Origin of the sequence: Salarchaeum sp. JOR-1, from assembly GCF_007833275.1 — an archaeon.
Taxonomy (GTDB): Archaea; Halobacteriota; Halobacteria; order Halobacteriales; family Halobacteriaceae; genus Salarchaeum.
Map to the genome: position 1 here is coordinate 2,223,296 of NZ_CP042241.1, position 25,554 is coordinate 2,248,849.

Annotated in this window: 26 protein-coding genes and 2 tRNA genes; 11 read left to right on the top strand and 17 right to left on the bottom strand. The window is 66.7% G+C overall.

Going from position 1 to position 25,554, the window contains the following annotated elements:
• Window positions 1–21 precede the first annotated feature (21 nt).
• Together FQU85_RS12640 and FQU85_RS12645 are read left to right on the top strand one after the other, a co-directional pair.
• Window positions 22–1,044 (top strand): amidohydrolase family protein, encoded by a 1,023-nt coding sequence (locus tag FQU85_RS12640; RefSeq protein ID WP_145848481.1) that lies wholly within the window; start codon window positions 22–24, stop codon window positions 1,042–1,044.
• A 26-nt stretch (window positions 1,045–1,070) separates the two neighbouring features.
• On the top strand, window positions 1,071–1,511 hold the full coding sequence (locus tag FQU85_RS12645) for a universal stress protein (RefSeq protein WP_145848483.1): 441 nt from the start codon (window positions 1,071–1,073) through the stop codon (window positions 1,509–1,511).
• Here the strand turns inward: FQU85_RS12645 and FQU85_RS12650 are convergent.
• The 3 genes from FQU85_RS12650 to FQU85_RS12655 are packed head-to-tail and all read right to left on the bottom strand — an operon-like array spanning window position 1,508 to window position 4,519.
• The gene (locus FQU85_RS12650) at window positions 1,508–2,452 is read right to left on the bottom strand and encodes a biotin--[acetyl-CoA-carboxylase] ligase (RefSeq protein WP_145848485.1); all 945 of its coding nucleotides are present in this window, start codon (window positions 2,450–2,452) and stop codon (window positions 1,508–1,510) included. The two genes, FQU85_RS12645 and FQU85_RS12650, sit on opposite strands and share 4 nt — an antisense overlap.
• A 37-nt stretch (window positions 2,453–2,489) precedes the next feature.
• Window positions 2,490–2,639 carry a hypothetical protein gene (locus FQU85_RS13430; RefSeq protein WP_168219990.1) on the bottom strand — a complete coding sequence of 50 codons (150 nt, stop codon included), beginning with the start codon at window positions 2,637–2,639 and terminating at the stop codon, window positions 2,490–2,492.
• Window positions 2,640–2,680: 41 nt separating this feature from the next.
• Window positions 2,681–4,519 (bottom strand): acetyl-CoA carboxylase biotin carboxylase subunit, encoded by a 1,839-nt coding sequence (locus FQU85_RS12655; RefSeq protein WP_145848487.1) that lies wholly within the window; start codon window positions 4,517–4,519, stop codon window positions 2,681–2,683.
• Between the two features lie 85 nt (window positions 4,520–4,604).
• Here FQU85_RS12655 and FQU85_RS13435 point away from each other — a divergent pair, with 85 nt between their 5' ends.
• Window positions 4,605–4,769, top strand: coding sequence for a hypothetical protein (locus FQU85_RS13435; RefSeq protein ID WP_168219991.1), 165 nt, complete (start codon window positions 4,605–4,607; stop codon window positions 4,767–4,769).
• On the opposite strand, the gene FQU85_RS12660 is transcribed toward FQU85_RS13435, so the two are convergent.
• The 4 genes from FQU85_RS12660 to FQU85_RS12675 form a co-directional block, all read right to left on the bottom strand.
• On the bottom strand, window positions 4,766–5,035 hold the full coding sequence (locus FQU85_RS12660) for an acc operon protein (protein ID WP_145848489.1): 270 nt from the start codon (window positions 5,033–5,035) through the stop codon (window positions 4,766–4,768). The genes FQU85_RS13435 and FQU85_RS12660 overlap by 4 nt on opposite strands.
• The gene (locus tag FQU85_RS12665) at window positions 5,016–6,560 is read right to left on the bottom strand and encodes an acyl-CoA carboxylase subunit beta (RefSeq protein WP_145848841.1); all 1,545 of its coding nucleotides are present in this window, start codon (window positions 6,558–6,560) and stop codon (window positions 5,016–5,018) included. Before FQU85_RS12665 ends, FQU85_RS12660 begins: the two co-directional genes overlap by 20 nt.
• Before the next feature lie 93 nt (window positions 6,561–6,653).
• On the bottom strand, window positions 6,654–7,991 hold the full coding sequence (locus FQU85_RS12670; protein ID WP_145848491.1) for a sodium-dependent transporter: 1,338 nt from the start codon (window positions 7,989–7,991) through the stop codon (window positions 6,654–6,656).
• 106 nt (window positions 7,992–8,097) lie between these two features.
• Window positions 8,098–9,054 carry an NADPH:quinone reductase gene (locus FQU85_RS12675; protein ID WP_145848493.1) on the bottom strand — a complete coding sequence of 319 codons (957 nt, stop codon included), beginning with the start codon at window positions 9,052–9,054 and terminating at the stop codon, window positions 8,098–8,100.
• 108 nt (window positions 9,055–9,162) lie between these two features.
• On the opposite strand from FQU85_RS12675, the gene sucC reads away from it, so the two are divergent.
• Both sucC and sucD read left to right on the top strand, forming a co-directional pair.
• Window positions 9,163–10,305, top strand: coding sequence for an ADP-forming succinate--CoA ligase subunit beta (gene sucC / locus FQU85_RS12680; protein WP_145848495.1), 1,143 nt, complete (start codon window positions 9,163–9,165; stop codon window positions 10,303–10,305).
• Window positions 10,302–11,171 (top strand): succinate--CoA ligase subunit alpha, encoded by an 870-nt coding sequence (sucD, locus tag FQU85_RS12685; RefSeq protein ID WP_145848497.1) that lies wholly within the window; start codon window positions 10,302–10,304, stop codon window positions 11,169–11,171. Before sucC ends, sucD begins: the two co-directional genes overlap by 4 nt.
• A 174-nt stretch (window positions 11,172–11,345) precedes the next feature.
• Here the strand turns inward: sucD and FQU85_RS12690 are convergent, their stop codons facing one another.
• Window positions 11,346–12,494 (bottom strand): helix-turn-helix domain-containing protein, encoded by a 1,149-nt coding sequence (locus FQU85_RS12690; protein WP_145848499.1) that lies wholly within the window; start codon window positions 12,492–12,494, stop codon window positions 11,346–11,348.
• An 88-nt stretch (window positions 12,495–12,582) separates the two neighbouring features.
• On the opposite strand from FQU85_RS12690, the gene FQU85_RS12695 reads away from it, so the two are divergent.
• Both FQU85_RS12695 and FQU85_RS12700 read left to right on the top strand, forming a co-directional pair.
• A complete protein-coding gene (locus FQU85_RS12695; RefSeq protein ID WP_145848501.1) occupies window positions 12,583–12,867 on the top strand; it encodes a hypothetical protein in 285 nt (94 codons plus the stop codon).
• 26 nt (window positions 12,868–12,893) lie between these two features.
• The gene (locus FQU85_RS12700) at window positions 12,894–13,913 is read left to right on the top strand and encodes a site-specific DNA-methyltransferase (RefSeq protein ID WP_145848504.1); all 1,020 of its coding nucleotides are present in this window, start codon (window positions 12,894–12,896) and stop codon (window positions 13,911–13,913) included.
• A 75-nt stretch (window positions 13,914–13,988) separates the two neighbouring features.
• Here FQU85_RS12700 and FQU85_RS12705 read toward each other — a convergent pair whose 3' ends face one another.
• Window positions 13,989–14,306 (bottom strand): hypothetical protein, encoded by a 318-nt coding sequence (locus FQU85_RS12705; RefSeq protein ID WP_145848506.1) that lies wholly within the window; start codon window positions 14,304–14,306, stop codon window positions 13,989–13,991.
• Between the two features lie 263 nt (window positions 14,307–14,569).
• The gene (locus FQU85_RS12710) at window positions 14,570–15,286 is read right to left on the bottom strand and encodes a CPBP family intramembrane glutamic endopeptidase (protein ID WP_145848507.1); all 717 of its coding nucleotides are present in this window, start codon (window positions 15,284–15,286) and stop codon (window positions 14,570–14,572) included.
• Window positions 15,287–15,592: 306 nt separating this feature from the next.
• Here FQU85_RS12710 and FQU85_RS12715 point away from each other — a divergent pair, with 306 nt between their 5' ends.
• Window positions 15,593–15,874: a hypothetical protein gene (locus tag FQU85_RS12715; RefSeq protein ID WP_206022050.1), complete on the top strand. Its 282-nt coding sequence runs from the start codon at window positions 15,593–15,595 to the stop codon at window positions 15,872–15,874.
• Window positions 15,875–16,180: 306 nt separating this feature from the next.
• Here FQU85_RS12715 and FQU85_RS12720 read toward each other — a convergent pair whose 3' ends face one another.
• The 3 genes from FQU85_RS12720 to FQU85_RS12730 form a co-directional block, all read right to left on the bottom strand.
• Window positions 16,181–17,545, bottom strand: a complete 1,365-nt coding sequence (locus FQU85_RS12720) for a CapA family protein (protein WP_145848508.1) — start codon at window positions 17,543–17,545, stop codon at window positions 16,181–16,183.
• A 259-nt stretch (window positions 17,546–17,804) separates the two neighbouring features.
• Window positions 17,805–17,879: transfer RNA gene (locus FQU85_RS12725), tRNA-Val, on the bottom strand.
• A gap of 229 nt (window positions 17,880–18,108) precedes the next feature.
• A tRNA-Val gene (locus tag FQU85_RS12730) sits at window positions 18,109–18,183 on the bottom strand.
• Between the two features lie 287 nt (window positions 18,184–18,470).
• On the opposite strand from FQU85_RS12730, the gene FQU85_RS12735 reads away from it, so the two are divergent.
• Window positions 18,471–20,198, top strand: coding sequence for an adenine deaminase C-terminal domain-containing protein (locus tag FQU85_RS12735; protein ID WP_145848510.1), 1,728 nt, complete (start codon window positions 18,471–18,473; stop codon window positions 20,196–20,198).
• Here FQU85_RS12735 and FQU85_RS12740 read toward each other — a convergent pair.
• A complete protein-coding gene (locus FQU85_RS12740) occupies window positions 20,188–20,721 on the bottom strand; it encodes a cob(I)yrinic acid a,c-diamide adenosyltransferase (RefSeq protein WP_145848512.1) in 534 nt (177 codons plus the stop codon). The genes FQU85_RS12735 and FQU85_RS12740 overlap by 11 nt on opposite strands.
• 117 nt (window positions 20,722–20,838) lie before the next feature.
• Entirely contained in the window at window positions 20,839–21,102 is a 264-nt protein-coding gene (locus FQU85_RS12745; RefSeq protein WP_145848514.1) for a glutathione S-transferase N-terminal domain-containing protein, read from the bottom strand.
• An 85-nt stretch (window positions 21,103–21,187) separates the two neighbouring features.
• Between FQU85_RS12745 and aspS the strand changes: the two genes are divergently transcribed.
• On the top strand, window positions 21,188–22,498 hold the full coding sequence (gene aspS, locus FQU85_RS12750; RefSeq protein WP_145848516.1) for an aspartate--tRNA(Asn) ligase: 1,311 nt from the start codon (window positions 21,188–21,190) through the stop codon (window positions 22,496–22,498).
• Between the two features lie 128 nt (window positions 22,499–22,626).
• Here the strand turns inward: aspS and FQU85_RS12755 are convergent, their stop codons facing one another.
• Together FQU85_RS12755 and FQU85_RS12760 are read right to left on the bottom strand one after the other, a co-directional pair.
• Complete coding sequence (locus tag FQU85_RS12755; RefSeq protein WP_145848518.1) at window positions 22,627–23,856, bottom strand: ABC transporter substrate-binding protein; 1,230 nt, start codon at window positions 23,854–23,856, stop codon at window positions 22,627–22,629.
• Between the two features lie 75 nt (window positions 23,857–23,931).
• The gene (locus FQU85_RS12760) at window positions 23,932–25,203 is read right to left on the bottom strand and encodes an MFS transporter (protein ID WP_145848520.1); all 1,272 of its coding nucleotides are present in this window, start codon (window positions 25,201–25,203) and stop codon (window positions 23,932–23,934) included.
• A gap of 77 nt (window positions 25,204–25,280) precedes the next feature.
• On the opposite strand from FQU85_RS12760, the gene FQU85_RS13440 reads away from it, so the two are divergent.
• Window positions 25,281–25,445, top strand: coding sequence for a hypothetical protein (locus tag FQU85_RS13440; RefSeq protein ID WP_168219992.1), 165 nt, complete (start codon window positions 25,281–25,283; stop codon window positions 25,443–25,445).
• Window positions 25,446–25,554 lie beyond the last annotated feature (109 nt).

The following is a 25,554-nucleotide window of genomic DNA, read 5'->3' on the forward strand; positions in this document are numbered from 1 at the left end:
GACGGCGGCCCGACACCGCGTATGGAACTCGAAGGAACCATCCTCGCCGGCCCGACGTTCGACGCAGTCGAGGGCCGCGTCGTGGTCGAGGACGGCGAAATCGCGGCGGTCGAAGCGTGCGAGACGGATTCTGACGACATCGTGCTGCCGGCGTTCGTGAACGCGCACACCCACATCGGGGACTCCATCGCGAAGGAGGCCGGGCGCGGGCTGACGCTGGAGGAACTGGTCGCGCCGCCGGACGGCCTCAAGCACCGACTGCTCCGGGAGGCGTCCCGCTCGGAGCTGGTGGCGGCGATGGGGCGCTCGATGTCGTTCATGGAGGCGACGGGAACCTCCGACTTCATCGAGTTCCGGGAGGGCGGCCGGCGCGGCGTCGAGATGCTGCGCGAGGCCGCGGAGGGCCGCGCGCTCCGGCCGTTCGTGATGGGGCGTGGGGACGCCGAGGACGTGTTACCGGTGGCGGACGGGTACGGCGCGACCGGCGCGAACGACGACCAGTTCGGCGCGGAGCGCGACGCCGCCCGCGACGCCGGGAAGCCGTTCGCGATCCACGCGGGCGAGCGGGACGCGAGCGACATCCACCCCGCCATCGACCTCGCCCCCGACCTGCTCGTCCACATGGTCCACGCCGACCCCGAACACCTCACCCGCGTCGCGGACGAGGACATCCCGATCGCGGTGTGTCCGCGCTCGAACCTCACGACGGGCGTCGGCCTCCCCGATATCGCGGAGCTGAGCGACTTCACGACGGTCGCGCTCGGGACGGACAACGTCTTCCTCAACAGCCCCTCGATGTTCCGCGAGATGGAGTTCGCCGCGAAACTCAGCGACTGCACCGCGCCCGAGATACTGGGGATGGCGACGCGGAACGGCGCGGAGATACTCGACCGGAACTACGGCACCATCGAGGAGGGACGTGAGGCGCGCCTGCTCGTATTGGACGGCGACTCGGACAACCTCGCGGGCTATCAGGACGCCGTGCGCGCGGTCGTGCGGCGCGCGGGCGAGAGCGACGTGAAGCGCGTCCTCCTCAAGAGTTAAGCCGCGTGCGGCTCATTCACACATAAATGGGGCTCTACGACCGGGTTCTCGTGCCGACCGACGGCTCCGCGGAGACGCGTCGCGCGGTCGAACACGCCGTCTCGCTCGCGGCGGAACACGACGCGACCCTGCACGCCGTCTACGTCGTCAACACCGCGACCTTCGCGTCCCTCAGCGCCGAGACCACGACCGAGGGCGTCTCCGACCTGCTCGCGGCGGAGGGCGAGGACGCCATCGACGCCGTCGCCGATGTCGCCGCCGACTCCGACGTGCCAGTCGAGCGCGTGCTCCTCAACGGCACGCCGAGCCGCGAAATCGTCCGGTACGCCGAGGACAACGACATCGATCTCATCGTGATGGGGACGCACGGCCGCGGCGGCATCGACCGCCTCCTCCTCGGGAGCGTCGCGGAGAAGGTCGTGCGATCCAGTCACGTCCCCGTTCTCACCGTCCACGTCGAGGACTAAGCTCGGCGGAGGTGCTCGCAGTCGCCCGCGTGCACCACCCGCCGCTCGTCTCCGGTGTCGACCACGAGCGCACCCGTCTCCGTCACGTCCACCGCCTCGCCGACGAGGTCGCCGTCCGGGAGGTGGACGCGAACCCGCCGCCCGAGCGTGCTCGTGCGCTCGCGCCACGCCGCCAGCGCGCCGTCGAGGTCGCCGCGCAGGTCGTCGAAGCGCTCCAGGACGCGCTGCACGAAGACCCGGCGCTCCACCGACCCCGCCTCGTTCCGGAGACTGGTCGCGCCCTCGTAGAGGGCGGCGGGGTCGACGTTCGCGTTCACGCCAACGCCCACGACCACCCACGACACCCGGCCGGACTCGCCCTCCATCTCGGTCAGAATCCCGGCGAGCTTCCCGTCGTCCGGCGTGCCCTCGTTCGCGTCGCTCACGAGGACGTCGTTCGGCCACTTGATGGTCGCGTCGACGCCGTGTTCGCGGGCGGCGTCGCTGACGGCGACGGCCATCGCGAGCGTGAGGAGGGGCGCGCGGGCGGGCGGGATGTCGGGGCGGAGGACGACGCTCATCCAGATACCACCGGAGGGCGACTCCCACGCGCGGTCGCGGCGGCCGCGCCCGCCGACCTGCCGATCCGCGAGCACGACGGCGTCTTCGCGGCCGTCGGTGGCGAGTTCGCGCGCGCGGTCGTTCGTGCTCTCGACGGTGTCGTGGTACTCGACCGTGAAGGCCGCGTCGAGGCCGAACTCCACGGATTCGCCGCCGTACTCGGGGAAATCGGTGAGCTCGTAGCCGTCGTCCGTGCTCTCGACGCCGAATCCCTCCTCGCGGAGCGCTTCGACGTGCTTCCAGACGGCCGCGCGGGAGACGCCGAGCCGGTCGGCGAGCGCGGGCCCCGAGAGCGGGCCGTCCGCGAGCGCCCGGAGGACGGCCTGCCTGGTATCTGTCATGGCGCCAGATAGGACGGGCGGCGGTAAGAAGGCCGCGTTAGACGGCCTCGGTTCCGCGCTTCACGCCGTCCGCGATACGCTTGGAGAGGACGCCGAGCGACCCAGCGTAGACGATAGCGCCGCCGACGAGATACCAGCGTAACGAAAAGCCGTACCGACCCCCCTCTCGAACGCCTACCGTTGACACGGCACGCGAGCGATTCGCGCAGCCGAAAAAGGTCGGCCCGCTTATTCGATGACGACGAGCACGTCGCCCATGTCGACGGACTCGCCCTCCTCCACGACGACCTGCGTGACCGTCCCGCCGCTGGACGCGACCACGTCGTTCTCCATCTTCATCGCCTCCAAGACGAGTAGCACGTCGCCGGGCGCGACCTCGTCGCCCTCGGCCACGTCCACGGAGAGGATTGTGCCCTGCATCTCGGCCTCGACGCGCTCGCCGTCGCCCTCGACGACCACGTCGTCGCCGCCCTCGTCCGCGCCGCCCGCCGGTTCGGGGCGCTGGGCGTTACCGGAGTCGCCGCCCGCGGACACTTCGATCGGGGCCGCGCCGCGCTCTTCGAGGTCGACGTCGAAGCGCTTGCCGTTGACCTCGACGGTGAACTCGCGCTCCACCACGTCCGCGTCGCCGGACTCGCCCGTGGTCTCCGTCCCCCACTTCTCCTGGGCGTCGACGACGGCGTCCTCGTCGAGTTCCTCGTCGAGGTACTTCGTCGTGTGCTCGCCCGCGACGAACGCGTCGTCGGTGAGCATCAGGCGGTGGAAGGGAATGATGGTCGGGATACCCTCGATGTCGTACTCGGCGAGCGCGCGCTGCGAGCGCTCAATACACTCCTCGCGCGTGTTCCCCCAGACCACGAGCTTCGCGATCATCGAGTCGTAGTCCGTCACGAGGTCGTCACCCTGCCGGAGGGCGTCGTCCATCCGCACGCCGATACCGCCCGGCGTGTCGTAGGTTTCGAGCGTCCCGCCGGTCGCGGGCGCGAACTCCTCCGCGGCGTTCTCCGCGTTGATGCGGAACTCCATCGCGTGCCCGTCCAGGTCGACCTCGTCCTGCGCGAAGTCGAGTTCCTCACCGGCGGCGATTTTGAGCTGCCACTTCACGATGTCGATGCCCGTCAGCTCCTCCGTGACGGTGTGTTCGACCTGGATTCGCGTGTTGACTTCGAGGAAGTAGAAGTCCGCGTCCGCGTCGAGCACGTCGCCCGCGCCCTTCTCGCGGGTGTCCTCGACGAGGAACTCGAACGTCCCCGCGTTGTAGTAGTCCGCCGCGTCCGCGCCGCGGCGCGCGGCCTCCCCGATTTTCTCCCGGAGGTCGTCCGTCAGCGCGGGCGACGGCCCCTCCTCGATGACCTTCTGGTGGCGGCGCTGGAGACTGCAGTCGCGCTCGCCGAGGTGGCGGACGTTCCCGTGGTGGTCGGCGACGATCTGCACCTCGATGTGCCGCGGATTCTCAAGGTAGCGTTCGAGGTAGACGGTGTCGTTGTCGAAGTACGCCTCGCCCTCGCGCTGCGCGGACTCGAGTTTGTCTTCGACCTCGTCCGGCCCCTCGACGACCTTCATCCCGCGGCCGCCGCCGCCGCCCTCGGCCTTGATCGCGACCGGGTAGCCGTGTTCCTCGCCGAACGCCTTCACGTCCTCCGGGTCGGTGACGGGGTCGGTGGTTCCGGGGACGATGGGCACGTCCGCCGCGTCCATCGACTTCCGCGCCTGCGTCTTCTCGCCGAGCCGGCGCATCGAGTCGCTGCGCGGGCCGACCCACGTCACGCCCTCCGCGTCCTCGACTTTCCCCGCGAACTCCGCGTTCTCCGCGAGGAAGCCGTATCCGGGATGGATGGCGTCCGCGCCCGCCTGCTGGGCCGCGTCGATGACGGCCTCGTGGTCGAGGTAGGAGTCCGCCGCACGCGCGGGCCCGATGTTGTACGCCTCGTCCGCGTGCCGGACGTGTCCCGCGTGCTTGTCCGCCTCGCTGTACACGGCGACGGTGTCGATGCCGAGTTCCTCGCACGCACGCATCACGCGCACGGCGATTTCTCCGCGGTTCGCCACCAGAACCTTCTCGAACATAGACGGGGATTCACCCACCGGCCTACTCATTGTGTCGGTTCCTGTTCCCGAAACTACCTACTCGTCCGCGATCGAACTCCCGCGTATGCTCGATTCGACAGGAATCCTCGTCTCCGCCGTCGCGTTCGCCGTGCTCGCGTGGGGCGTCCTGATACCGACGCCGGCCCTGGACGCGTATCCGCTCGCCGCCGCGACCGCCGCCGCCCTGCTCGTGTTCGCCGCGGGCGCGGTAGCGGGCCGCTACCGCTAGAAGCGCTCGGTTCGCCCCGCCGCGCTCCACGCGTCGGTCGGCGCGCCGTCCGGCACGCGAACCTCCCGGGACTGGAGGGCGGCCACGCGACCCGCGAACTCCCAGCGCTCGCCGTTCCACGACGCCTCACCGCTCGCCTCGGCGGCGGCCGCGGCCGCCGCGGCCTCCCGGTCGCGGAGATGTGCGCTCACGACCGCTGCGATGGCTGCGGCCTCGTCCTCGCTCGCGTCCTCCGGCAGGGAGACGCTATAGCGGGATGTTTCCATGCTTCTTCTCGGGCTGGTCGACCCGCTTGCCGGTGAGCATTTCGAGGTCGTCGATGAGCCGCGGCCGCGTCTCCTGCGGTTCGATGACGTCGTCCACGTACCCGCGGTCGGCCGCCGTGTACGGGTTCGCGAACTTCTCGCGGTACTCGTCGATGAGTTCCTCGCGCTTCGCGTCGGTGTCGTCGGCCTCCGCGAGTTCCTCGCTGTAGAGGACGTTCACCGCGCCCTTCGGCCCCATCACCGCGATCTCCGCGGTCGGCCACGCGTAGTTCACGTCCGCGCCGATGTGCTTCGACGCCATCACGTCGTACGCGCCGCCGTACGCCTTCCGCGTGATGACGGTCATCAGGGGCACCGAGGCCTCGCTGAACGCGTAGAGGAGCTTCGCGCCGTGGCGAATGATGCCGTTGTGTTCCTGGTCGGTGCCGGGGAGGAACCCGGGCACGTCCACGAACGTCAGGATGGGGATGTTGAACGAGTCGCAGAAGCGGACGAACCGACTGCCCTTCTCCGACGCCTCGATGTCGAGCGTGCCCGCGTTCACGCGCGGCTGGTTCGCGACGATGGCGACGCTGCGGCCGTCGAGGCGGGCGAACCCGACGACGAGGTTCTTCGCGAAGTTCTCCTGCACCTCGAAAAAAGACCCCTCGTCAACCACGGAGTCGACGACGTTCGTCACGTCGTACGGCTTCCGGGGCTGGTCGGGGACGATGCTCTGCAGTTCCTCGTCGCGGCGCTCGGGGTCGTCCCACGGCTCCACCCGGGGCGGGTCTTCGACGTTGTTCTGCGGGAGGTAGGAGAGCAAGCGGCGGATGTTGTCCAGCGCGTCCTCCTCGGAGTCCTCCGCGAAGTGCGCGACGCCGGACGTGCTCGAGTGCGTGGTCGCGCCGCCGAGTTCCTCGAACCCGACCTCCTCGCCCGTGACGGTCTCGATGACGTCCGGGCCGGTGATGAACATGTGACTCGTGTCCTTCACCATGAACACGAAGTCCGTGATGGCGGGACTGTAGACCGCGCCGCCCGCGCACGGCCCCATGATCGCCGAAATCTGGGGGATGACGCCGGACGCCTGCTGGTTCCGGTGGAAGATGTCCGCGTAGCCAGCGAGCGCGTCCACGCCCTCCTGGATGCGCGCGCCCGCGGAGTCGTTCAAGCCGATGACCGGCGCGCCGACCTCCATCGCCTTGTCCATCACCTTCGTCACCTTCTCCGCGAACACCTCGCCGAGGCTCCCGCCGAAGACGGTGAAGTCGTGCGCGAACACGAACACCTTCCGGCCGTTCACCTCGCCGTAGCCCGTCACCACGCCGTCCCCGGGAATCTGGTCTTCCTCCATCCCGAAGTTGTGGCTGCGGTGGGTGCGGAGCTGGTCGAACTCCTGGAAGGTGTCGTCGTCGAGGAAGTAGTCGATGCGCTCGCGCGCCGTCATCTTCCCCTTCTCGTGCTGGGACTCGATGCGGTCTTCGCCGCCGCCCTTCGCGGCCTCGGCCTTCTTCTCGCGGAGTTCCTCGATGCGGTCGTCCATCGTCATCGACTCGAACACCCTGTCATTACGCGGGCCAACGACCAGCAGTCAAAAAGGCGTTCCGCATAAACGACGGTTCGAGACCGCGTGGTCTCAGAACGGGAGGGGCGGCATCGCGTAGATGGAGTTCACGCCGAGCAGGAGCGTGGCGACGACGCCGAGCAGGACGAACGTTCGAACCGACCAGATCCAGACGGATCCGAACCGTTCGAGGTTCGACCCCGATTCGATTTCATCGACGGCCTGCGGCGCGTACACCCAGCCGACGAAGACGACGCCGAGCAGAATCGACGTGGGGAGGAGAACCTTGTACGCGAGCGTGTCGAACCAGCCGAGCCAGGCGGTGTTCCACGCTGAGAGCGTCCCCAAGAGGAACAGGACGCCGGCGACGCCGAACGCGACGCCGGGCCGGCTGAGACCGTACCGGTCGACGCAGTACGAGGTGACGACTTCGAGGAGGCTGATAGCGGAAGAGAGCGCGGCGATGAGCACGACGAAGAAGAACACTGCGCCCGCGGCGCGGCCGAGCAGGCCGAGGTCGGCGAACGCGGACGCGACCGAGATGAAGAGCGCGCCCGGGCCGCCGCCCGCGGCCGTTTCGGGGAGCTGGCCGAACTGCGCGAACAGGAGCGGGAGCACGACGAACCCTGCGAGGACGCCGACTGCGGTGTTGAGGACGGTGATGAGTCCGCCGTCCGCGGGGAGGCTGTCGTCGCGTCCGACGTAGGACGCGTACGTTATCATCGCGCCCATTCCGAGCGAGAGCGAGAAGAACGCCTGCCCGACCGCGTACGGGACGACGTCGCCGAGGTTGTTGGCGAGGTACGTGAAGTCGGGCGTGAGGTAGAAGCTGTACGCGTCCGCCGCGCCGTCGAGGGTGAACGCGTAGACGGCGAGACCGACGAGGATGACGACGATGCTCGGAACCATAAGCTTCGTCGCCTTCTCGATGCCGTCCTCGACACCGAACGCCACGATACCGGCGGTGAGCGCCATGAAGACGCCGTGGAAGGCGATTGCGTCCCAGCCCATGGAGACCGCGCCGAAGTACTCGGCGGGGTTGCCGAAGTAGCCGGCGGTGATGCTGCCGACGATGTACCGGAGAACCCAGCCACCGACGACGCTGTAGTAGGAAAGTATCCACAGCCCCGTGAACAGCCCGAGTGCGCCGACGACGGTCCACGCCGGGTGTTTGAGGCGCTGGAACGCTTCGACGGCGTTTATCTTCGCGCGTCGCCCGATAGCGAACTCGCCGAGGATGATCGGGAACCCGATGAGGAACGCGGCGAGGAGGTAGACGACGAGGAACGCCGCCCCGCCGTTGGTCGCGGTCTTGAACGGGAACTGCCAGATGTTCCCGAGACCGACTGCGCTACCGACCGCCGCGAGGATGAACCCGAGACGGGTCGCCCAGGTCTCTCGTTCTGCCATAGCGTACCACGACAGTCGACAACCCGACTACTTAAACCCACAGAAGAGTGTTCGAGAAAACCCGCAGACTGCCCACCGATTACTTCAAAATCAGACAGTTTCCCGCTTATACGGTGATAACTATCTTCCCGAAGACGGAGTCGTGCAGGACGGCGTCCTGCGCGGCCCCGGCCTCGTCGAGGTCGTACGTCCGCGAGACCTCGGGGGCGAGCCGGCCGCTCGACAACAAGCGCGCGAGTCGTTCGAGAACCGCGGAGATGTCCGGCGTGTTGAACATGCTCATCAGCGACACCGTGAGTTCCGCGCGGCGCGCCGCCGTCACATCAGCGAACCCCGCATCGGGCGTGGTGTTCCCGATGCCGACGACGCGAGCGCCCTGCGCCGCGACCGCCGCGTCGAGGTCGAGGTACTCGTCGAGTCGGTGGTCGAGAATCACGTCCGGCCGCCCCGCCGCCACGAGCGCCGCTTCGAGGTCGTCGCGCGCGTAGTCGAGCACCACGTCCGCGCCGAGGTCGGGGAGCGACCGCCCGTACTCGTCGTTCGCGGTGGTGACGACGGTCGCGCCCGCGGCGTCCGCGATCTGCACCGCGACGTGTCCGACGCCGCCGCTCCCGCCGTGAATCAGACAGGTCTCCGCCGGGTCGAGGCCCGCGTGGTCGACGAGCGCGCGCCACGCCGTCACGCCGACGAGCGCGACCGCCGCGCCCTCCGCGTACGACACGCCCTCGGGGAGTCGCGCGAGCTGGTCGGGGCGCGCGACCGCGTACTCCGCGTACGTCCCCTGCTGGGTGCGCCCGAGTCCGGTGCCGAACACGCGGTCGCCCTCGCCGAAGTCGGTGACGTTCGCGCCGACCGACTCGACGACGCCCGCGAGGTCGGCGCCCGGCGTCATCGGGAACGCGGGCGGCTCGCGCTTCCCTCGGCGGCCGTACGTGTCCACGGGGTTCACGCCCGCGGCCGCCACCCGCACCAGCACCTCGTCCGGATCGGGCGTCGGCGTCGGCGCGTCCTCCACTTGAAGCACGTCCTCGCCGCCGGTCTCGCGGAATCTGACTGCGCGCATACACCCGAGAGTCGCCGCGAATCCGGATAAGTGTTCGTCGTTTCCGGGGTGGTACGTTCCCACAAATGGACGGCTTTAAGCGACGCCCGACGGGAGTAACGAACGCACATGAGGCTTCACGAATATCAGGCGAAGGACGTGTTCGCCGACGCCGGCATCCCGACGCCGGGGTCGGAGGTCGCGTCCACCGTCGACGACGTCGTCTCCATCGCGGAGCGACTCGGGTATCCTGTCGCGGTGAAGGCGCAGGTCCACGTCGGCGGCCGGGGGAAAGCCGGCGGTATCAAGCTCGCCGAGGACAGCGACGAAGCCCGCGAGGCGGCCGAGGACATCCTCGGGATGGATCTCAAGGGCTACACCGTCGAGAGGGTTCTCGTCGAGGAAGCGGTCGACTTCACGAACGAGCTCTACGTCGGCGTGACGATGGACCGCGGCGAGGGCAAGCCCGTCGCGATGGTCTCCACGAAGGGCGGCGTCAACATCGAGGAGGTCGCCGAGGAAGACCCCGACGCCATCGCCCGCGAACACATCGACCCCGCGTTCGGCATGCATCCCTATCAGGCGCGGAAGGTCGTCTACGACGCCGGCGTCGACAAGGCCGTCGCGCGCGACGTCTCGAGCGTCCTCACGACCCTCTACGACCTCTGGGAGGACAAGGACGCGTCCGACGCCGAAATCAACCCGCTGATGGTCACGAGCGACGACGAAGTCGTCGCCGCGGACGCCGTCCTCAACATCGACGAGGACGCGCTCTTCCGCCACCCCGACCTCGCGGAGATGGAGGACGAGGCCGCCGGGGACGAACTCGAAGCGAAGGCGAACGAGTACGGCTTCGACTACGTCCGCCTGGACGGCAACGTCGGCATCATCGGGAACGGCGCGGGCCTCGTGATGACCACGCTCGACCTCGTGGACTACTACGGAGGCGAGCCCGCAAACTTCCTCGACATCGGCGGCGGCGCGAAAGCCGAACGCGTCGCGAACGCGCTCGACATGGTGTTCAGCGACGAGAACGTCGATTCCGTCGTGTTCAACATCTTCGGTGGTATCACGCGCGGCGACGAGGTCGCGAAGGGCATCAACGAAGCCCTCGAACAGTTCGACGAGATCCCGAAGCGCGTCGTCGTCCGGCTCGCGGGAACGAACGCCGCGGAGGGCCGCGAAATCCTGAACGACGAGCTCGTCACCGTCGAAGAGACCCTCGAAGGCGCCGTGCAGCGCGCCGTCGAATACGCGGAGGAAGACCAATGAGTATCCTAGTTGACGAAGACACCCGCGTCGTGGTACAGGGTATCACGGGCGGCGAAGGCAAGTTCCACACCGAACAGATGCTCGAATACGGGACGAACGTCGTCGCCGGCACCTCGCCCGGCAAGGGCGGGCAGGAAGTCGCCGGCGTCCCCGTCTACGACACGGTCGACGAAGCCGTCGAAGAAGAGGACGCCGACGCGTCCGTCGTGTTCGTCCCGCCCGCGTTCGCCGCGGACGCCATCTTCGAGGCGCTCGACACGAGCCTCGACCTCGTCGTCGCCATCACGGAAGGCATCCCGACGCAGGACATGGCGAAAGTGAACAAGCGCCTGAGCGAGGTGGACACGCGCCTCCAGGGTCCGAACTGTCCCGGCATCATCACGCCCGGCGAGAGCAAGCTCGGCATCCTCCCCGGCAACATCTTCGAGTCGGGGAACGTCGGCCTCGTCTCCCGCTCCGGCACCCTCACCTACCAGGTCGTCGACACCCTCACCAGCCGCGGCATCGGCCAGACCACCGCCATCGGCATCGGCGGCGACCCGATCATCGGCACGGACTTCATCGACGCCCTCGAAGCGTTCGAGAACGACCCCGAGACGGACGCCGTCGTGATGTGCGGCGAAATCGGCGGCGAGGACGAGGAGGAAGCCGCCGCCTACATCGCGGAGAACATGGACACGCCGGTCGCCGGCTTCATCGCCGGTCGCACCGCACCCCCGGGTAAACGCATGGGTCACGCCGGCGCAATCGTCTCCGGCTCCGGGACGGGTACCGCGGAGTCCAAGATCAACGCCCTCAACGACGCCGGCGTCCCCGTCGGCGACACCCCCGCGGAAGTCGTCGACCACATCGAAGACCTGCTCTAGCAACCCCTAAACGGTCGCCGGAGGCGACCGTTTACCCGTTGCAGATCCCCACCCGACCGCACGGTGGTTGGCTGGACTTTCGAGTCCGTTTTTTGTTGCGTCGTGCGTGACCAGCACGGATGCCAGTCTCGTGGAGCGTCGAGCAGTCGAGAACGTCGAACTCGGTCGTGCTGGCTACTCGGCGAGGAGTTCGTCGAGGAGGTTGCGGTGGGCGGCGCGGAGGTGCTGGTGGAAGGTCGCGGGCGCGATGTCGAGGTCGGCGGCGAGGTCGTCGCCGCTCGTGTCGCGCGGCCACTCGAAGTAGCCGCTCTCGTAGGCGGCGGTGAGGACGGTTCGCTGGCGGTCGGTGAGCGCGTCGAGCGCGCCCTCGCGGGTCGCGTCCGCGCGGTCGATTTCGCGCTTCGACGCGACCGAAACCGTGGCCGCGACGGCGTCAAGGCGATCCACGACCGCGGGGATCGTCGCGCCGGGCGCGAGTCGCGCCGTGAGTCTGGCGGTGCCGTTCTCGACGCTCCCGTCGGCGAGCGTCGCACCCACGTCCGCGAGCGCGCCGAGCACCGACCCGGCGGATCGAGTCGTCTCCACGACCAGACCGCCCGACGGCGGTTCGTACACGCGAACACAGTCGTCCGCCGCCTCACGCACGCGCTCGGCGGTCGCATCCGAGCCGGTGACCGCAAACGTCACCGTGAACGCTCCGTCGTCGTCCGTGTACCCGAGCATCGTCGCGCGACAGTCCAACGCGCGGGTCGTGTCGTAGGGGAACAGCCCGCAGTCCGTGACACGGAGGTCGAGTTCCACGAGGCGGCCCGCGTGGAGGCGGCGGCGGCGTTCCGACGCGGCGAGCGCCGCCCCGACGAGCGCGCCGACCTCGGACAGCACGCTCACGAACTCCCCCGCGAGCGCGGCCTCGCGAGACGCGTGCGCCACGAGAACGCCGTAGAGCGCGTCACTCCACAGGAGCGGAACGGCCGCGACCTGTTCGGCGCCACGGGCCGTCGCGGCGTTCCGGCGTTCCTCGTCCGCGACTGCGTCGACGGCCATGACGGCGGGTTCGCGGTCGGAGAGCGCGCGCCCGACCGGGCCGTCGCCGCCGGCAGTCGGTTCCAGCGCGCGCTCGACACGGTCGTCGGGCGGCGCGGACGCCTGCGGCGCGACGGTCTCCGTCATCCGCCGCGTCCCGAGCCACGCGTACGACACACCGTCGACGCCCGCGACCGCCTCGCAGACGCCGTCCTCGAGGTCGGTTCGGTCGGACGCGTTCACGAGGCGGTCGCACACCCGGTGGAGGAGCGCGTTCTCCCGGGAGAGCCGCGAGTCCATACCGGGCGTGCGGCGCGCCGACACTTAGGCGCGTTGTCCGGCCCGCGAAACCGCACCACACTTCTCCCCCCGCCGCGTACCGCGCGGCATGTCCGTGCTCGGCTCGGTTCGCGCGTTCCTCGACCGGTTCGTCCACCCCTGGATCGCCGCCATCGTGCTCTCCGGGCTCTCCCTCATCACCGTCGCCGCAGTCGCGGCCATCGTCGCGGTCGCCGCGGGGAACATCGGGTACTACCGGTTCGAGGCGCGGTTCGTCCCGCTCTCCGCGCTCGTCTCCCTCCTCGGCATCCTCGTCATCGCCGTCTGCACGCTCTACCTCGGCGTCCTCCGCGCCCTCCAGGTCGCGGGACTGGCCGAGAGGAAAACCCCATAGGGCGGGCGCGCCGACTAGGCGAACGAATGCAGACAACCCACCGCACGCTCGCCGCGGACGCCCGCGACATGGCCGCCCTCCCGGACGGCTCGGTGGATCTCGTCGTCACCTCGCCCCCGTACCCCATGATAGAGATGTGGGACGACCTCTTCCGCGAGGACGACCCCGCGGTCGGTGACGCGCTCGACGACGGCGACGGCGAGGCGGCGTTCGAGTCCATGCACGCCCAGTTGGACGCGGTCTGGGACGAGGTCGCGCGCGTCCTCGCGGACGGCGGTATCGCGTGCGTGAACGTCGGGGACGCCACTCGCACGCTCGACGAGTTCCGCGTGTACCCGAACCACGCGCGCGTCACGAGCGCGCTCACGGCGCGCGGCCTCAGCCCGCTCCCCGAGATCGTCTGGCGGAAACCGACGAACAGCGCCGCGAAGTTCATGGGAAGCGGAATGCTGCCGCCGAACGCGTACGTCACGCTCGAACACGAGTACGTCCTCGTCTTCCGGAAGGGCGAGAAACGCGAGTTCGAGCCGATGGACGACGACCGCTACGCCTCCGCGTACTTCTGGGAGGAACGAAACGAGTGGTTCAGCGACCTCTGGACGGACATCACGGGCGAACTCCAGGCCGTCGAGAACGCCGACCGCGAGCGCTCCGCCGCGTTCCCGTTCGAGCTTCCATACCGACTCGTGAACATGTACTCCACCCGCGGCGACCTCGTCCTCGACCCCTTCTGGGGGACGGGAACCACCACGACCGCCGCGATGTGCGCCGCGCGGAACTCCGTCGGGTACGAACTCGACGCGTCGCTCGTCGAACGGTTCGCTGACACGGTGAGCGAGATCCCTGAACGGTCGCGGACGGTCGCGCGCGAGCGCCTCGCCGCCCACCGCGCGTACGTCGAACGAACCGACGACGACCTCGCGTACACCGCGGCGAACTACGACCTCCCCGTCCGTACCAAGCGCGAACGCGACATCCAACTCTACGCGGTCGACGACGTCGCGGACGTCGCGGACGGCTACCGCGCCAGCCACACCCCCGTCTGACCGACCGCGTCGACCGCCCCGAGTGCGAAACGCGGTGATCGCGACACGCGCCTCGACGCCGAATCCGGCGGAAAGCTAGTCCAGTCGCCGCCAGCGCGACGACGCGCTGAGCCCCGTCACCACGCCCTGCACGTCCCGCTGCGTCGTCTCGTAGAACCGCTCGCGGCCGACCGGTGTCCGCACCCGCAACAACACCGTCTCCCGGGTCGCCACGAACACCGACACCTCCCACGACGACCCCACGGTACCCCAGCGCCCGCGGAGCGACGACGCGTCCGCCGCAGCGACTCGTGACCCGTTCTCCCAGTTCTCGCGCGACACCCGAGACACCTCGAACGGCACCACCTCGGGCAGCCGCACACGCGACCCACCAGCGGAACCACGACTAGTCATACCACACCAACCGCACTCCACCGACAAAAATTGTCGGAAGTCACGGCGCGCCCACACGACACACCGGACACGACTCCCGACAGGAAAACCCGACGCGAGAACCGACGCCCGCCGGCCACCCACCCCACCACAGTTCCAGAGTGGTGCGCCGACAAGTGGGACGGGGTTGGCTGTAATGCGTACGGCGACCGATAGTCGCTGCAACGCGCCGTTCGCGCTCTGACTCAGTATACACCGATTGATACACGGGAGTGAGAATCAGATTATCCGAGTCCGAATGCGACGACGACGATGTACCCCCAGAGGTTGTTGAGTTGATGCACGAGCCAGGCCCCGCTGAGGTTGTCGAATCGAAGGCGGATAGCAGTCGAGACAATCGCCCACGCACACATCGTGAGTACGCCGGCGATACCGAGCAATGCGACGTGGATAAGTCCGAACGCGAGGATTGCCAGTCCACCGGCCACTACCGGGTGAATGCCTCGCCCGAGCAGCGATCCGAGCACCATACCACGGAACAGGATTTCTTCAGCAAGCGGCGAAACCAGTACTGCACCGAACACGACTGCCGCGATAGTAAGCGGGTCAGACAAGGTGTATTCGTATCCACGCATCGTGAGCCCCGCCGCTTCTGTCGCCGCGGTTGCACCGAGATACAGCGCTGTGCCAATCGGAAAACCTAACAGTGCCCACGCAAGTTCGTCCTTGCGCGGGCGGTCAAATCGAAACGCAACCGCTCGCGCTGCCGGACTGAACAAGGCATATACACCGCCAATCACGAACAGGGACGCGAGGCCGTAGCTGAAGTTTTTCCCAACTACACCATACGCTGTTCCGGGGATGAGCTCCTGGTATCCTAGTCCGAGACCGATAGCTAACGGTACAGGGAGTGCCGCGGCGACGAGACTGAGGCGTAGCCGGTCGTTAAGTGGAGCCGCAGAGCGTTGGAGCTGCCGGTCTTGAAGTCCGTCACCCACCATCTCTGTCAGTTTTTATATCTGAGCAATACCACTACTATGACTCTACTGGAATCTGATCGAATAGACGGGGCTTTCTTGGAATTCCCACTACCCAACAGTATCAGCGTGACCAGCTCAGAGGGCGCTTTGAGTGGTCTTCGGACGTGAGTAGTACAACCCACGGACGGGCGAGACGATAGGCGAAACGCAGAACGAGGGCATCATAGAGCAGTTCACACACTGCGGCTACACTCTCGTTGAATCGACACGTACAGTCCTCCGTTGACCCTCCGAGTTACTTAACTCAAACCCGTTGATGAATCCGATATGGTTCCTCAGCTAACTCGTGCACAGAAGTTTGACCGCTCGATCCTCCGCGGAGCGTTCCTCGCGCTGTATTGGATACTGTACGTTGATCCGCTGACCGGGGAGGTACTCGGTCTCGCGCTCGGAAGCCTGCCGGTGCTTGTTGGGGTCTACCGCTACGTTGAGTCTGATCAGTATGTTGTCCAGACGCTCGCCGGTCTGGCGGCGGTCGCACTCGGCGGTGGGGCTCCAGCAACACGTCTCTACCAGACCCCCGCTGGCAACTGGCTGGCTGGGAGTTAACCGCTCCCACTGGCGTTGGGCATTATGCGTGTTGTAGTGACCCTTACGCTCGTCTGGCGACGCGATGTTCGATTGACTGCAACGATGAGTGAGCAACGCCACTAGATGGACGTCTAGTATCGAATCTTCCTGTTCAGACACTATCTGCTGTGAAACAACGGATAAGTGGGATTGCGAACGTACCACCGAATCATCCCCAGATTCCGTTGCTGTTCTCGGCGTTTCGCTGAATACAGAGAGCACAGCTAACAACTAGGTCGTCTAATCTATGGACGCTGTCAGGTGTCTGCTGTTAAATATAGCGGATTATGCAGAATCGATGACGCCAACCCCATCCTCAGTATGAATGGTTGTTCCAAATCGTTTTGAACGGGTAGCGATCTTCTGGAGGATTGTACGCGCCTGCTCACCAGTTGCGAGTACCGGTGTGCCACGCTGGGGCGGTTCCGCATCTGGTTGAAGAGTACACGGATACAGAGTCACCTGATCGAGGTGCCCTCGGTCGTCAAACACGATCTCTGGAATGATGGATTGCCAGTTGTCCGCATCGTGATCACCGTCCGAATCAACCTCTGTCGATGCATCGTCACCGCGAACGTCCGGGACAGTCGAGTCCAGATCCGCATCGGCAGTCTTCGGAATCCGAAAGATGGCCTCTTCTTGGAAAAAGAAATTCCCGAGCGAGTAACAGATCGGTCGTTGCTGGTAGATCTCGATACCACGAGTCGTGTGTGGCCCGGTCACAACGACAGCGTCAGCCCCGGCGTCAACACACGTATGCGCATACTGCTGGAGGAACACTGGTATCTCGTTGGTGTTCCGGTTGCCATCCCGTGCTTGGTGAGAGTGAAGCGCCATCACGACCCAATCCGCATTCGCGTTTGCTGTCTCCACTTGAGAGAGGATTGCCTGGCTATCACGTCGATGGAGGGACTGATAGATGCCTGACGGTCGCTCAGCAGTTGCCGGAGCAAACCGCATCTGCATGAAGTAGTAGGCGTCGTCGGTGTGCCAGTCCGGATTCTCCCGGCGGAGCCACTCGTTTTTGACGTCCTCAATACCGACAGTCTCAGCGATTGCTCGCAGCTGGTCGAGTTGTTCGGGCGGGATCCGGTACGTCCATTCGACGTGGAGTGGATTGATCCCGCATTCAGCGCTGAACGTCGATGTTGACACGCCCGCCTCACCACCCGGAGGAACACTAGTCGATGCGTCGATTACCCCCACGCGACCGGCTTCTGTTTCCAGATAAGTGGGTTCCCGTGCGTCGGCCAGGTCTTCGCCGATTCCCGCGAACGGCAACTCGCGTTCCCGCATAGCAGCGAGCGTTGTTCGGAGCCCGTCTTGGCCGAAATCAAGTGCATGGTTTGAGGCGACTGTGAACAGATTCAGCCCCATTTTGGTCAACTCATCGAGCACTGCGGGCGGCGCTCCCATGATAGCTCCCGGGAACGGCCCGAGATACTGGTATTGGTCGGTCACCTGCCGAAGTGAGGCATGGTGGGTGCCTTCGTCCACCAAGACGGGCTCAACTTGGGCTATCGAAGCGTCTGCTCTCCGGAGAACGTTGAGTAGCGCGTTGAAAGATTCGGGTTGATCTTCGAATTCGACGCCTTGGGGTGTGAGAATTGCGTCACCGGTTGCGGCGAGGATAAATTCACCGAGAGGCATCAATTGCTCTCGATGACGTGAAAATACATAGTATCTTTGTGGCGAGTACGCGCGTTGTATTCAGCAAGACTGCTGAAACCCATCACTGGTTGAGGATTTCAACAGAGCCGAGCGGGTACAGTTTCATATAAACGCTGACCCAGAAACAGCGTGTCGTTTCAGAACCAGGTCTTTCAGTACCATAGCAGCCCGGCCGAGCAGTACCTGTCCGAGACCACGCAGCGCACAGCCGATGGATAGTGGCTACGCACGTCAGAAATGGGCTGGCCAAGAGTTGAACTTGGGGCCTGCTCCGTGTGAAGGAGCCGTCATAACCGGACTAGACCACCAGCCCTCACCAGTGAGTAGCGCGCGCCACTTGTTAAATGAACTGGAATGCTGGCTGGTTTCCCAGAAACGAAGGGCTCCTTCAACGAGATTGGTAGACGTGCCCGTGGCTCGACACAGTATCGTTTACCAAGTAGGTGAATGCAGATCGGCGCGAATTCTGCCGGGCGGGATATCGGGGGCGAGAGCGCTAATGGGGGGTGTGTTCGCTCCTTCGAGAACGGTTAGCAGTCGTATGGGTCGGGGCGGATTCGAACCGCCGGCCTGCTCCGTGTGAAGGAGCCGTCATAACCGAACTAGACCACCGACCCTCGTTCACAGGTAGTCGGGTGGAAAACTTAAGACTGCTTATTCGGAGCGGGATTTCCGGAGTGGGTTGCGGGCGTCGGTGTGTGTGTGAAGCGTTCGTTCATAGTTGTGGAGAGTGGTCTCGCGGAGAGCCCTCCCGGAGCGGTTTTAGCCTGGCCTAAATCAGAACGCTTTAGTCGTTGTTAGGCGTGCCTAAAACTAGCGTCGGTTGGCATCACTCCCGGCGTTGTCTGTCCCACTCCGGCGGCTATCACAACCGCTTTCACGCCGCCGGGACATCCCATTTCCTATGTCCGACACGGAGGTCTCCGCGAGCGCCGTCCAGCGCGTCGCACGCGGCGACCAGCACGCCGACCTCGTCGTCCGCGGCGGCCGCGTCTACCTCCCCGAAACCCGGCAGTTCGACGCCGTATCCGTCGCCGTCGTGAACGGCACCGTCGCCGCGCTCACCGACGACCCCGACCGCGTCACCGGCCCCGACACCACCGTCGTCGAGGCGAGCGAGAAAGCCGTCGTCCCCGGATTCGTGGACGCGCACACCCACCTCGACCTCCACCAGGCGTTCGACCACTCCTACCAGTACGCGCTCCGCGGCGGCACCACCACGCTCGTCACGGAACTCGCGTCGTGGAGCGAACTTGCGGGCGCGGACGCCGTCGACGCGATGCTCGACGCCACCCGCGACCTCCCCGTCTCCGTCTACGCGACCGTCCCGCCTGGCCCGTGTCTCGACACGTTCACCAGTCCGCTCTGCAGTCCGGACGACCTCGCCGCCGCGCTCGACCGCGACCGCGTCGTCGGCGTCGGCGAAGCCGCCTGGGTGCACGCCGTCGGCGAGCCGAGCCCCGTCCACGACCTCTACGACGCCGCGCACGACCGCCAGAAGACCGTCGGCTCCCACGCCGCCGGCTGTCGCGGCGACGCGCTCGCGGAACTCGCCACCTGGGTGGACGACGACCACGAGTCCATCAGCGGCCGCGATCACGTCGCCCGCGTCGAGAACGGCATCCACAGCATCGCGCGCGTCGGCACAATCCGCGACGACGCGCACGCACTCGGCGAGGCCTACGCCGAAGTCGGGGACGCGGACTTCTCGCTGTCCACGGACGGCACGTGGCCGCGCGACCTCGTCGACGGCGCGATGGACGCCGCCGTCGAGCGCGCCATCGAGGAGGGCGTCGAACCCGTGGACGCCCTGCGGATGGCGACTCTCACACCCGCGACCCACTTCGGACTCGACGGGAAGGGAACGCTCGCGCCCGGCGCGGACGCCGACATCCTCGTCCTCGACTCCCTCGACGACGTGGACGTCTCCACCGTCGTCGCCGGCGGCGAGGTCGTCGTGGACACTCACGACCTCCAGGTCGGGCCGCAGCCCCACGACTACCCCGAGCGCGCGTACGACACCACGCCACGGCTGCCCGACGGCTTCCTCTCGGTTCCGGCCCCCGACGACCCAGAGGCGGTGCGAGCCATCGAACACGACGGCGGCCTCCTCACTTCCGAAACCACCGTCTCCCCGAGGGTTCGGGACGGCGAACTGCACGCTGACCCGGACGCCGACGTATTGAAGGCCGCGCTGTACGACCGCAGTCCCGTAAACAGGGGCGGGTTCGTCGGCTTCCTCACCGGCGTCGGGATGGACGCGGGCGCGGTCGCGACCACCATCACGTGGGAGACCGCGGGCGTGCTCGCCGTCGGCGCGAACGACGCCGACATGCGAACCGCGGCCGACCGCCTCGCCGAACTCGGCGGCGGCTGGGTCGTCGTCGAAGACGGCGAGGTAGTCACGGAACTCCCCGCACCGCTCTACGGCTTCTGCACCACGCGGGACGTGACGGAAACCGAGCAACACATCGGCGCGGTCGAGGAAGCGCTCCGCGGCCTCGGCGTCACCGCCGACAGGCCGTTCCTCGCGCTCCAGACGCTCACGTTCGTCGGCGTGCCGTCGCTCAAGCTCACCCCTGAGGGATACGCGGACGTGAAAAACCGGGAAACGGTCGGCCTCAGTACGTAGGCGACTCCTCGCGCACGCCCTCGCGGGCGTTCACGAGGCGCGCGAACTCGAACAGCGCGTCCGACAGCCGGTTCAGGTACGCGACCGCCGCCTCGTTGATCTCCTCCTCGCCCGCGAGCGCGACCACGCGGCGCTCCGCCCGCCGACACACCGACCGCGCGTGGTGAAGCTTCGCCCCCGGCTCGCTCCCTCCAGGAAGAATGAACCGCTGGAGGGGTTCCAGTTCTTCCGCTGCCGTGTCGATGTACTCCTCGACCTGCGCCGTGTGCTCCTCCTCGACGACCGGGTCGCCCTCCTCGGGTTCGGGGTTCGCGAGGTCGGCCTGCACCACGTGCAGGTGGTTCTGCACCGTCTCCAACCACTCGTCCACGTCCTCGTAGCCCGTCGGCCGCACCGTCCCGACCAGCGAGTTCACCTCGTCCACGGTGCCGTACGCCTCGATGCGGTGGCTCGTCTTCGACACCCGCGACATGTCCCGGAGATCCGTCTTCCCCTCGTCTCCCCGCTTCGTGTAAATCTTCATCCTAGGCCTCCGCCCGCGGCGCGAGCGTCCGCTCGACGTACTCCAGAATGTTCCCACGCGTTGGCTGCGACGCGAGCAGGCGCGCGGTCGCTCCGCGACCGCACGACGAGGAAACCGTCATCGCCCCGCCTCCGCCTGCGGTACGAGCGTCCGCTCGACGTACTCCAGAATGTTCGCGCTCTCGGCCATCGTCACGCCCCGGTCGTCGTCCACGACGACGGGGACGGCGCGCTGGCCGCTCACGCGCCTGACCTCGTTGCGCTTCGAGTGCAGGCCCTCCACCCACTTCGTGTCGTAGTCGATGTCGTGCTCGTCGAGGGCGTCGTGTACCCTCTCGCAGTACGGACAGCCGTCGAGCGAGTACAGCACGAGGTCACTCATACCTCCCTCTCGGACGGCCGGCCACATAGAAGTTTCCGGCGGAGATAGCAGTAGTCAAGTGGACGAGTAGACTACGCGACTGTAGATGATAGACCGCACTTACACCGGCGACGTGACGCCGGAGATGGACGGCGAGACCGTCGCCGTCGCGGGGCACGTCCACGAACTCCGCGACCTCGGCGGCCTCGTCTTCGTCATCGTCCGCGACCGCGAAGGCCTCCTGCAGGCCGTGTTCAAAGAAGACCGCGAACCCGACCTGTTCGAGGAAGCGGAAGACCTCGGCGCGGAGGACGTCGTCCGAATCGAGGGCGAAGTCACCGAGTCCGGGCAGGCCCCGGGCGGCGTCGAACTCGTCCCCGAATCGCTCGAACTCATCGACGAGGCGGACGCGCCGCTCCCGCTCGAAATCTCGAAGGACGTCGAGGCCGACCTCTCCACCCGATTGGACAACCGCGGCATCGACCTCCGCCAGCCCGAAGTGAAGGCCATCTTCACGCTGAAGTCCGTGCTGATGGACGCGATGGAGGACTGGTTCGAGCGAGAGGGCTTCGTCGACGTGGCCACCCCCCTCATCTCGAAGGGCGGCGCGGAGGGCGGCGCGGAACTGTTCCCCGTCGTCTACTACGAGGAGGAAGCCTTCCTCTCCCAGAGCCCCCAGCTCTACAAGCAGATACTGATGGCGTCGGGCTTCGACAAGATTTACGAGACCGGAACGGCGTTCCGCGCGGAGGACTTCGCGACCAGCCGCCACGTCTCCGAAATCGCGATGTTCGACGTCGAACTCGCGTACATCGAAGACCACGACGACGTGATGGACGTGCAGGAGGAAAGCCTCCGGTACGCCCTCGAACAGGTCGCGGAGCACGCCGAACACGAACTCGACGAACTCGACGTGGATCTCACGGTTCCCGAGGACGACTTCCCCCGCATCACGTTCGACGAGGCGCTCGACATCCTCGAAGACGAGTTCGGGCACTTCCCGGACGACCCGACCGACCTCGACACGAAGGGCGAGAAACTGCTCGGCGAGCACTTCGAAGACCAGGGCCACCCCGCGTTCTTCGTCGTTGGCTACCCCGACGAGAAGTTCTACTACATGCAGGACGTCGAGGGCGACGACATCGCCTCCCGGAAGTTCGACCTCATCTACAAGGGCCAAGAGCTCTCCTCGGGCGGCCAGCGCCAGCACGACGTCGACGCGATGCGCGAGGTGATGCAGGCGGAGGGCGTCGACGAGTCGAACTTCGCGTTCTACCTCGACGCCCTGAGCTACGGCACGCCGCCACACGGCGGGTACGGCCTCGGCATCGACCGACTGGTGCAGCAGGTCTGTGAGTTGGACAACATCAAGGAAGCGATCCTGTTCCCGCGCGACCCGAACCGGCTCGCGCCCTGACGCCGACAGCGAACGACGCTCCCGGTTCCATTTTCGCGGCGATGCATCAGCGGACTTGCACGCGCTACTGGACGAGAGCCGAATCAGTACTGAATCAGGGACAGCGAGAGTGAGACCGGCGGCGTCGGCTACGACAGATCGCCGTTCACGATGGCCGCGACCTCGTCGCGGTCGAACAACTGCTCGTCTTCGGGTATCTCGGGGTACGGGCCGCCGTCGTAGCCCGGCCACTCGCCGAACTGTTCCGGGTAGAGCTGTTTCGCCGTCATCTCGAGCTGGAAGAGATTCATCACGGGCCCCTGGAGGGGGTTGCCGCCCGCGTACACGCGGTCGTTCTCCACCGCCGTGAGACGGCTCCCGACCGCGCTCTCCGCCAGTGTCTGTCGAACGCTCGTGATGTCGTAGTACGAGTAGCTGTAGCGGTTGATGATGACGTCGGGGTCGACTTCGAGCATCGTCTCGTAATCGTACGCGGACCGATAGGAGACGTCGCTCTCGGCGAACGCGCCCGGCGCCCGCATCGGTCGGGTGTGGGCGTGCGCGAACCCGTCGGCGTTGAACGTGGAGGGGTAGAAGGTGCCGTCGATGAAGATGACGGACGCGACGGTCGGTCGCTCGGACTCCGGCGGGAGGGTCGACTGAATCGTGGCGACCACGTCGTCGTGAATCGCGGCGAGCGCGTCGTAGCGCGCCTGCGCCTGGAACACCTGCGAGACCGTCTCCGCTATCTCCCAGAGCGTGTAGTACTCGTAGCTGTCGGCGTAGGCTTCCGGCGGTTCGGTGTTCCGGCGGCTGTAGACGTTCCCGAACCAGGGCGCGACGTCGTCGGCTATCTGCTGTACGTCGGAGGCCTCCCAGCCGTCGAAGGAGACGACGAGCGCGGGGTCGATGAGGTGGAGGTCGCTGTTGAGGTCGTAGAACACCTCCTTGTCCACGGTGATGCCGGAGCCGCCCTGATTGAGCTGGGTGAGGCCAGACTGGTCGAAGGAGACGCCGTCGAGGCGGTCGTAGTAGGCGTGGAGAGAGCCGGCGGCGTTCGTGCTGAACCCGAGGGAGTTGACGGCGTCACCGTGGCCGTACGCGACCGCCATGTCCGCGTACAGGAGGCTGTACACCATCACGTTCGAGGGCGGTTCCTCGAACGCGACCTCGCCGACGGGAGCCATCGACACCGAGTACGCCCCCGAGTCGGTCGTCGCCCGGGTGGTGGCGTCCGTTGTCGTGCTGGTCGTTCCGTCAGTCGTCGCATCGCTCTCGCTCTGACAGCCGGCGAGCAGGGCGCTGCCGGCGAGCGCGCCGGTGGCTGCGAGGTATCTCCTGCGCGTCGTGTCGTCTCGTTCGCCCGAGTCCGAAGCCATATTTTTAGGCGGGCCTAAAGAAGTAAAGGTGTTACTGTCCCGGCCTACCCACTGTTTTGTATAGTCGAATGAGATTTATCGGAGGGGGCGTTCACCGCGGGCGAGGAAGTAGAGGACGCCGACCGCTCCGACGACGGACGCAACGGTAAACGCGAGGACGGGACTGCGGTCGTAGAGCACCCCGCCGAGGAGCGCGCTCGGAACCACGGCGACGTTCCGCACGAGGTAGTACGCGCCCGTGACGCTCCCGCTCTCGTCGCGGGCGGCAGGCCCGACGATCAGCGCCTTATGCGCGGGTAGACCGGCGAACCGAAGCCCGGAGAACGCGAACAGCGCGACGAACACCCACTGGTCGGCGGGCGCGAACACGACGAGAACGGGGAAGACGGCGTACACCGCGAAACCGAGCGCGACGACAGGCGTGAGGCCGACGCGGTCGGCGAGGCGGGCGACGGGGAGCATGCTGAGGAGCGCGACGGCCATCTCGACGGCGAGCAGGACGCCGAAGAACGCCGCCGGGGCGAGAGTGACGCCGAACACCGTGAGGGAGACACTGCGGAGATCGGTAACGACGAGCACGAAGAACACGTACACCATGCCGTTCCCGAAGCGGACGAGTGTGTCTGCGACGAGAAGCCGGCGGAGTTCGCTCGGAAGCCCACGGAGGTCGTCGAGGACGGCGGAGACACCCGAGAACGACTTCCCGAGGGAGTCCCTGCTGGCGTCGTACAGCAGGTGTTGCCCGAATGTGGCGACGAGGGCGAACGCGGCTCCGACGAGGAGAATCCACCGGAATCCCGCCGTGAAACCCGCGGTGAGGGCGAGGACGGCGGCGGCGAGCAACGGACCGAGGAGGAAGCCGACTCGACGGAAGGTTTCCGTGCTCGCGAACCCGGTGGCGAGCCGGTCCTGCGTGACGCTCTGCTTCACGATGGCGAACGTCGCGCCCAGCCCGAGGGACTTCCACGCCTGCGTGAGGAACAGGCCGAGAAATATCCAGAGCCACGCGGGAATCGTCGGAGTCGCGAGGAGGGGCGCGGCCCACCAGACGAGGAACCCGAACGTGGAGAGCGCGCCGAACAGCGTGAGCGCGCGCCGCGAACCGACGCGGTCGGAGAGTCGGCCGCCCGGGTAGGGATAGACGGCGCTCACGAGGTTGCCGACGCTCCCGTAAAGTCCGACGACACCGGCGCTCGCGCCGAGCGCGGTGAGGTACTCGGGAATATAGCGGCCGGTCATCTGGAAGGCGAGGCTGAACGCGAACATCGCCACGGAGACGACGAGGACGCCGCGTTCGAGCGCCGCGAACTGCCGGAACGCGCCCAGCGAGTCCGGAGTATCGGCCATCAGGTGGGTGCTCGCGTCCCCGAGTATTGAATGGTCGGATCGAACGATTCAACACGACACGGTTCGAGACGCCGAGTATGGCCCGTGAACTCGACCACGAGTGTCCGGAGTGCGACGAGGAGCGCGAGTTCTATCGCGCAGCCGCCACGCACCTCCACCTCGGCCTGAAAACGAAGTGGCACTGCCCCGAATGCGGCTTCGGGTTCGTCCGCATCAACGGAATCGACTCCACAGCAGTCTAGGACGGCGCTTCTCTCTGTTTTCATCGGTAAGCCGCTGGCTCGCGCACCACCTAATAAACCGCTTTCTGCGATATAGAATACCGGGAGGTGGGGCAGACGGTCGATCCGA

What these genes read in the sequence shown, in the direction of transcription:
- FQU85_RS12655 (WP_145848487.1), bottom strand. Translation starts at nt 4,519, where the DNA reads ATGTTCGAGAAGGTTCTGGTGGCGAACCGCGGAGAAATCGCCGTGCGC.
- FQU85_RS13440 (WP_168219992.1), top strand. Translation starts at nt 25,281, where the DNA reads ATGGCCCGTGAACTCGACCACGAGTGTCCGGAGTGCGACGAGGAGCGC.
- FQU85_RS12700 (WP_145848504.1), top strand. Translation starts at nt 12,894, where the DNA reads ATGCAGACAACCCACCGCACGCTCGCCGCGGACGCCCGCGACATGGCC.
- FQU85_RS12665 (WP_145848841.1), bottom strand. Translation starts at nt 6,560, where the DNA reads ATGGACGACCGCATCGAGGAACTCCGCGAGAAGAAGGCCGAGGCCGCG.
- FQU85_RS12715 (WP_206022050.1), top strand. Translation starts at nt 15,593, where the DNA reads ATGGTTCCTCAGCTAACTCGTGCACAGAAGTTTGACCGCTCGATCCTC.
- FQU85_RS12740 (WP_145848512.1), bottom strand. Translation starts at nt 20,721, where the DNA reads ATGAAGATTTACACGAAGCGGGGAGACGAGGGGAAGACGGATCTCCGG.
- FQU85_RS12645 (WP_145848483.1), top strand. Translation starts at nt 1,071, where the DNA reads ATGGGGCTCTACGACCGGGTTCTCGTGCCGACCGACGGCTCCGCGGAG.
- FQU85_RS12640 (WP_145848481.1), top strand. Translation starts at nt 22, where the DNA reads ATGGAACTCGAAGGAACCATCCTCGCCGGCCCGACGTTCGACGCAGTC.
- FQU85_RS12660 (WP_145848489.1), bottom strand. Translation starts at nt 5,035, where the DNA reads ATGGAAACATCCCGCTATAGCGTCTCCCTGCCGGAGGACGCGAGCGAG.
- FQU85_RS12710 (WP_145848507.1), bottom strand. Translation starts at nt 15,286, where the DNA reads ATGGTGGGTGACGGACTTCAAGACCGGCAGCTCCAACGCTCTGCGGCT.
- FQU85_RS12755 (WP_145848518.1), bottom strand. Translation starts at nt 23,856, where the DNA reads ATGGCTTCGGACTCGGGCGAACGAGACGACACGACGCGCAGGAGATAC.
- aspS (WP_145848516.1), top strand. Translation starts at nt 21,188, where the DNA reads ATGATAGACCGCACTTACACCGGCGACGTGACGCCGGAGATGGACGGC.
- sucC (WP_145848495.1), top strand. Translation starts at nt 9,163, where the DNA reads ATGAGGCTTCACGAATATCAGGCGAAGGACGTGTTCGCCGACGCCGGC.
- FQU85_RS12760 (WP_145848520.1), bottom strand. Translation starts at nt 25,203, where the DNA reads ATGGCCGATACTCCGGACTCGCTGGGCGCGTTCCGGCAGTTCGCGGCG.
- FQU85_RS13435 (WP_168219991.1), top strand. Translation starts at nt 4,605, where the DNA reads ATGCTCGATTCGACAGGAATCCTCGTCTCCGCCGTCGCGTTCGCCGTG.
- FQU85_RS12695 (WP_145848501.1), top strand. Translation starts at nt 12,583, where the DNA reads ATGTCCGTGCTCGGCTCGGTTCGCGCGTTCCTCGACCGGTTCGTCCAC.
- sucD (WP_145848497.1), top strand. Translation starts at nt 10,302, where the DNA reads ATGAGTATCCTAGTTGACGAAGACACCCGCGTCGTGGTACAGGGTATC.
- FQU85_RS12670 (WP_145848491.1), bottom strand. Translation starts at nt 7,991, where the DNA reads ATGGCAGAACGAGAGACCTGGGCGACCCGTCTCGGGTTCATCCTCGCG.
- FQU85_RS12705 (WP_145848506.1), bottom strand. Translation starts at nt 14,306, where the DNA reads ATGACTAGTCGTGGTTCCGCTGGTGGGTCGCGTGTGCGGCTGCCCGAG.
- FQU85_RS12650 (WP_145848485.1), bottom strand. Translation starts at nt 2,452, where the DNA reads ATGACAGATACCAGGCAGGCCGTCCTCCGGGCGCTCGCGGACGGCCCG.
- FQU85_RS12720 (WP_145848508.1), bottom strand. Translation starts at nt 17,545, where the DNA reads ATGCCTCTCGGTGAATTTATCCTCGCCGCAACCGGTGACGCAATTCTC.
- FQU85_RS12690 (WP_145848499.1), bottom strand. Translation starts at nt 12,494, where the DNA reads ATGGACTCGCGGCTCTCCCGGGAGAACGCGCTCCTCCACCGGGTGTGC.
- FQU85_RS12745 (WP_145848514.1), bottom strand. Translation starts at nt 21,102, where the DNA reads ATGAGTGACCTCGTGCTGTACTCGCTCGACGGCTGTCCGTACTGCGAG.
- FQU85_RS12735 (WP_145848510.1), top strand. Translation starts at nt 18,471, where the DNA reads ATGTCCGACACGGAGGTCTCCGCGAGCGCCGTCCAGCGCGTCGCACGC.
- FQU85_RS12675 (WP_145848493.1), bottom strand. Translation starts at nt 9,054, where the DNA reads ATGCGCGCAGTCAGATTCCGCGAGACCGGCGGCGAGGACGTGCTTCAA.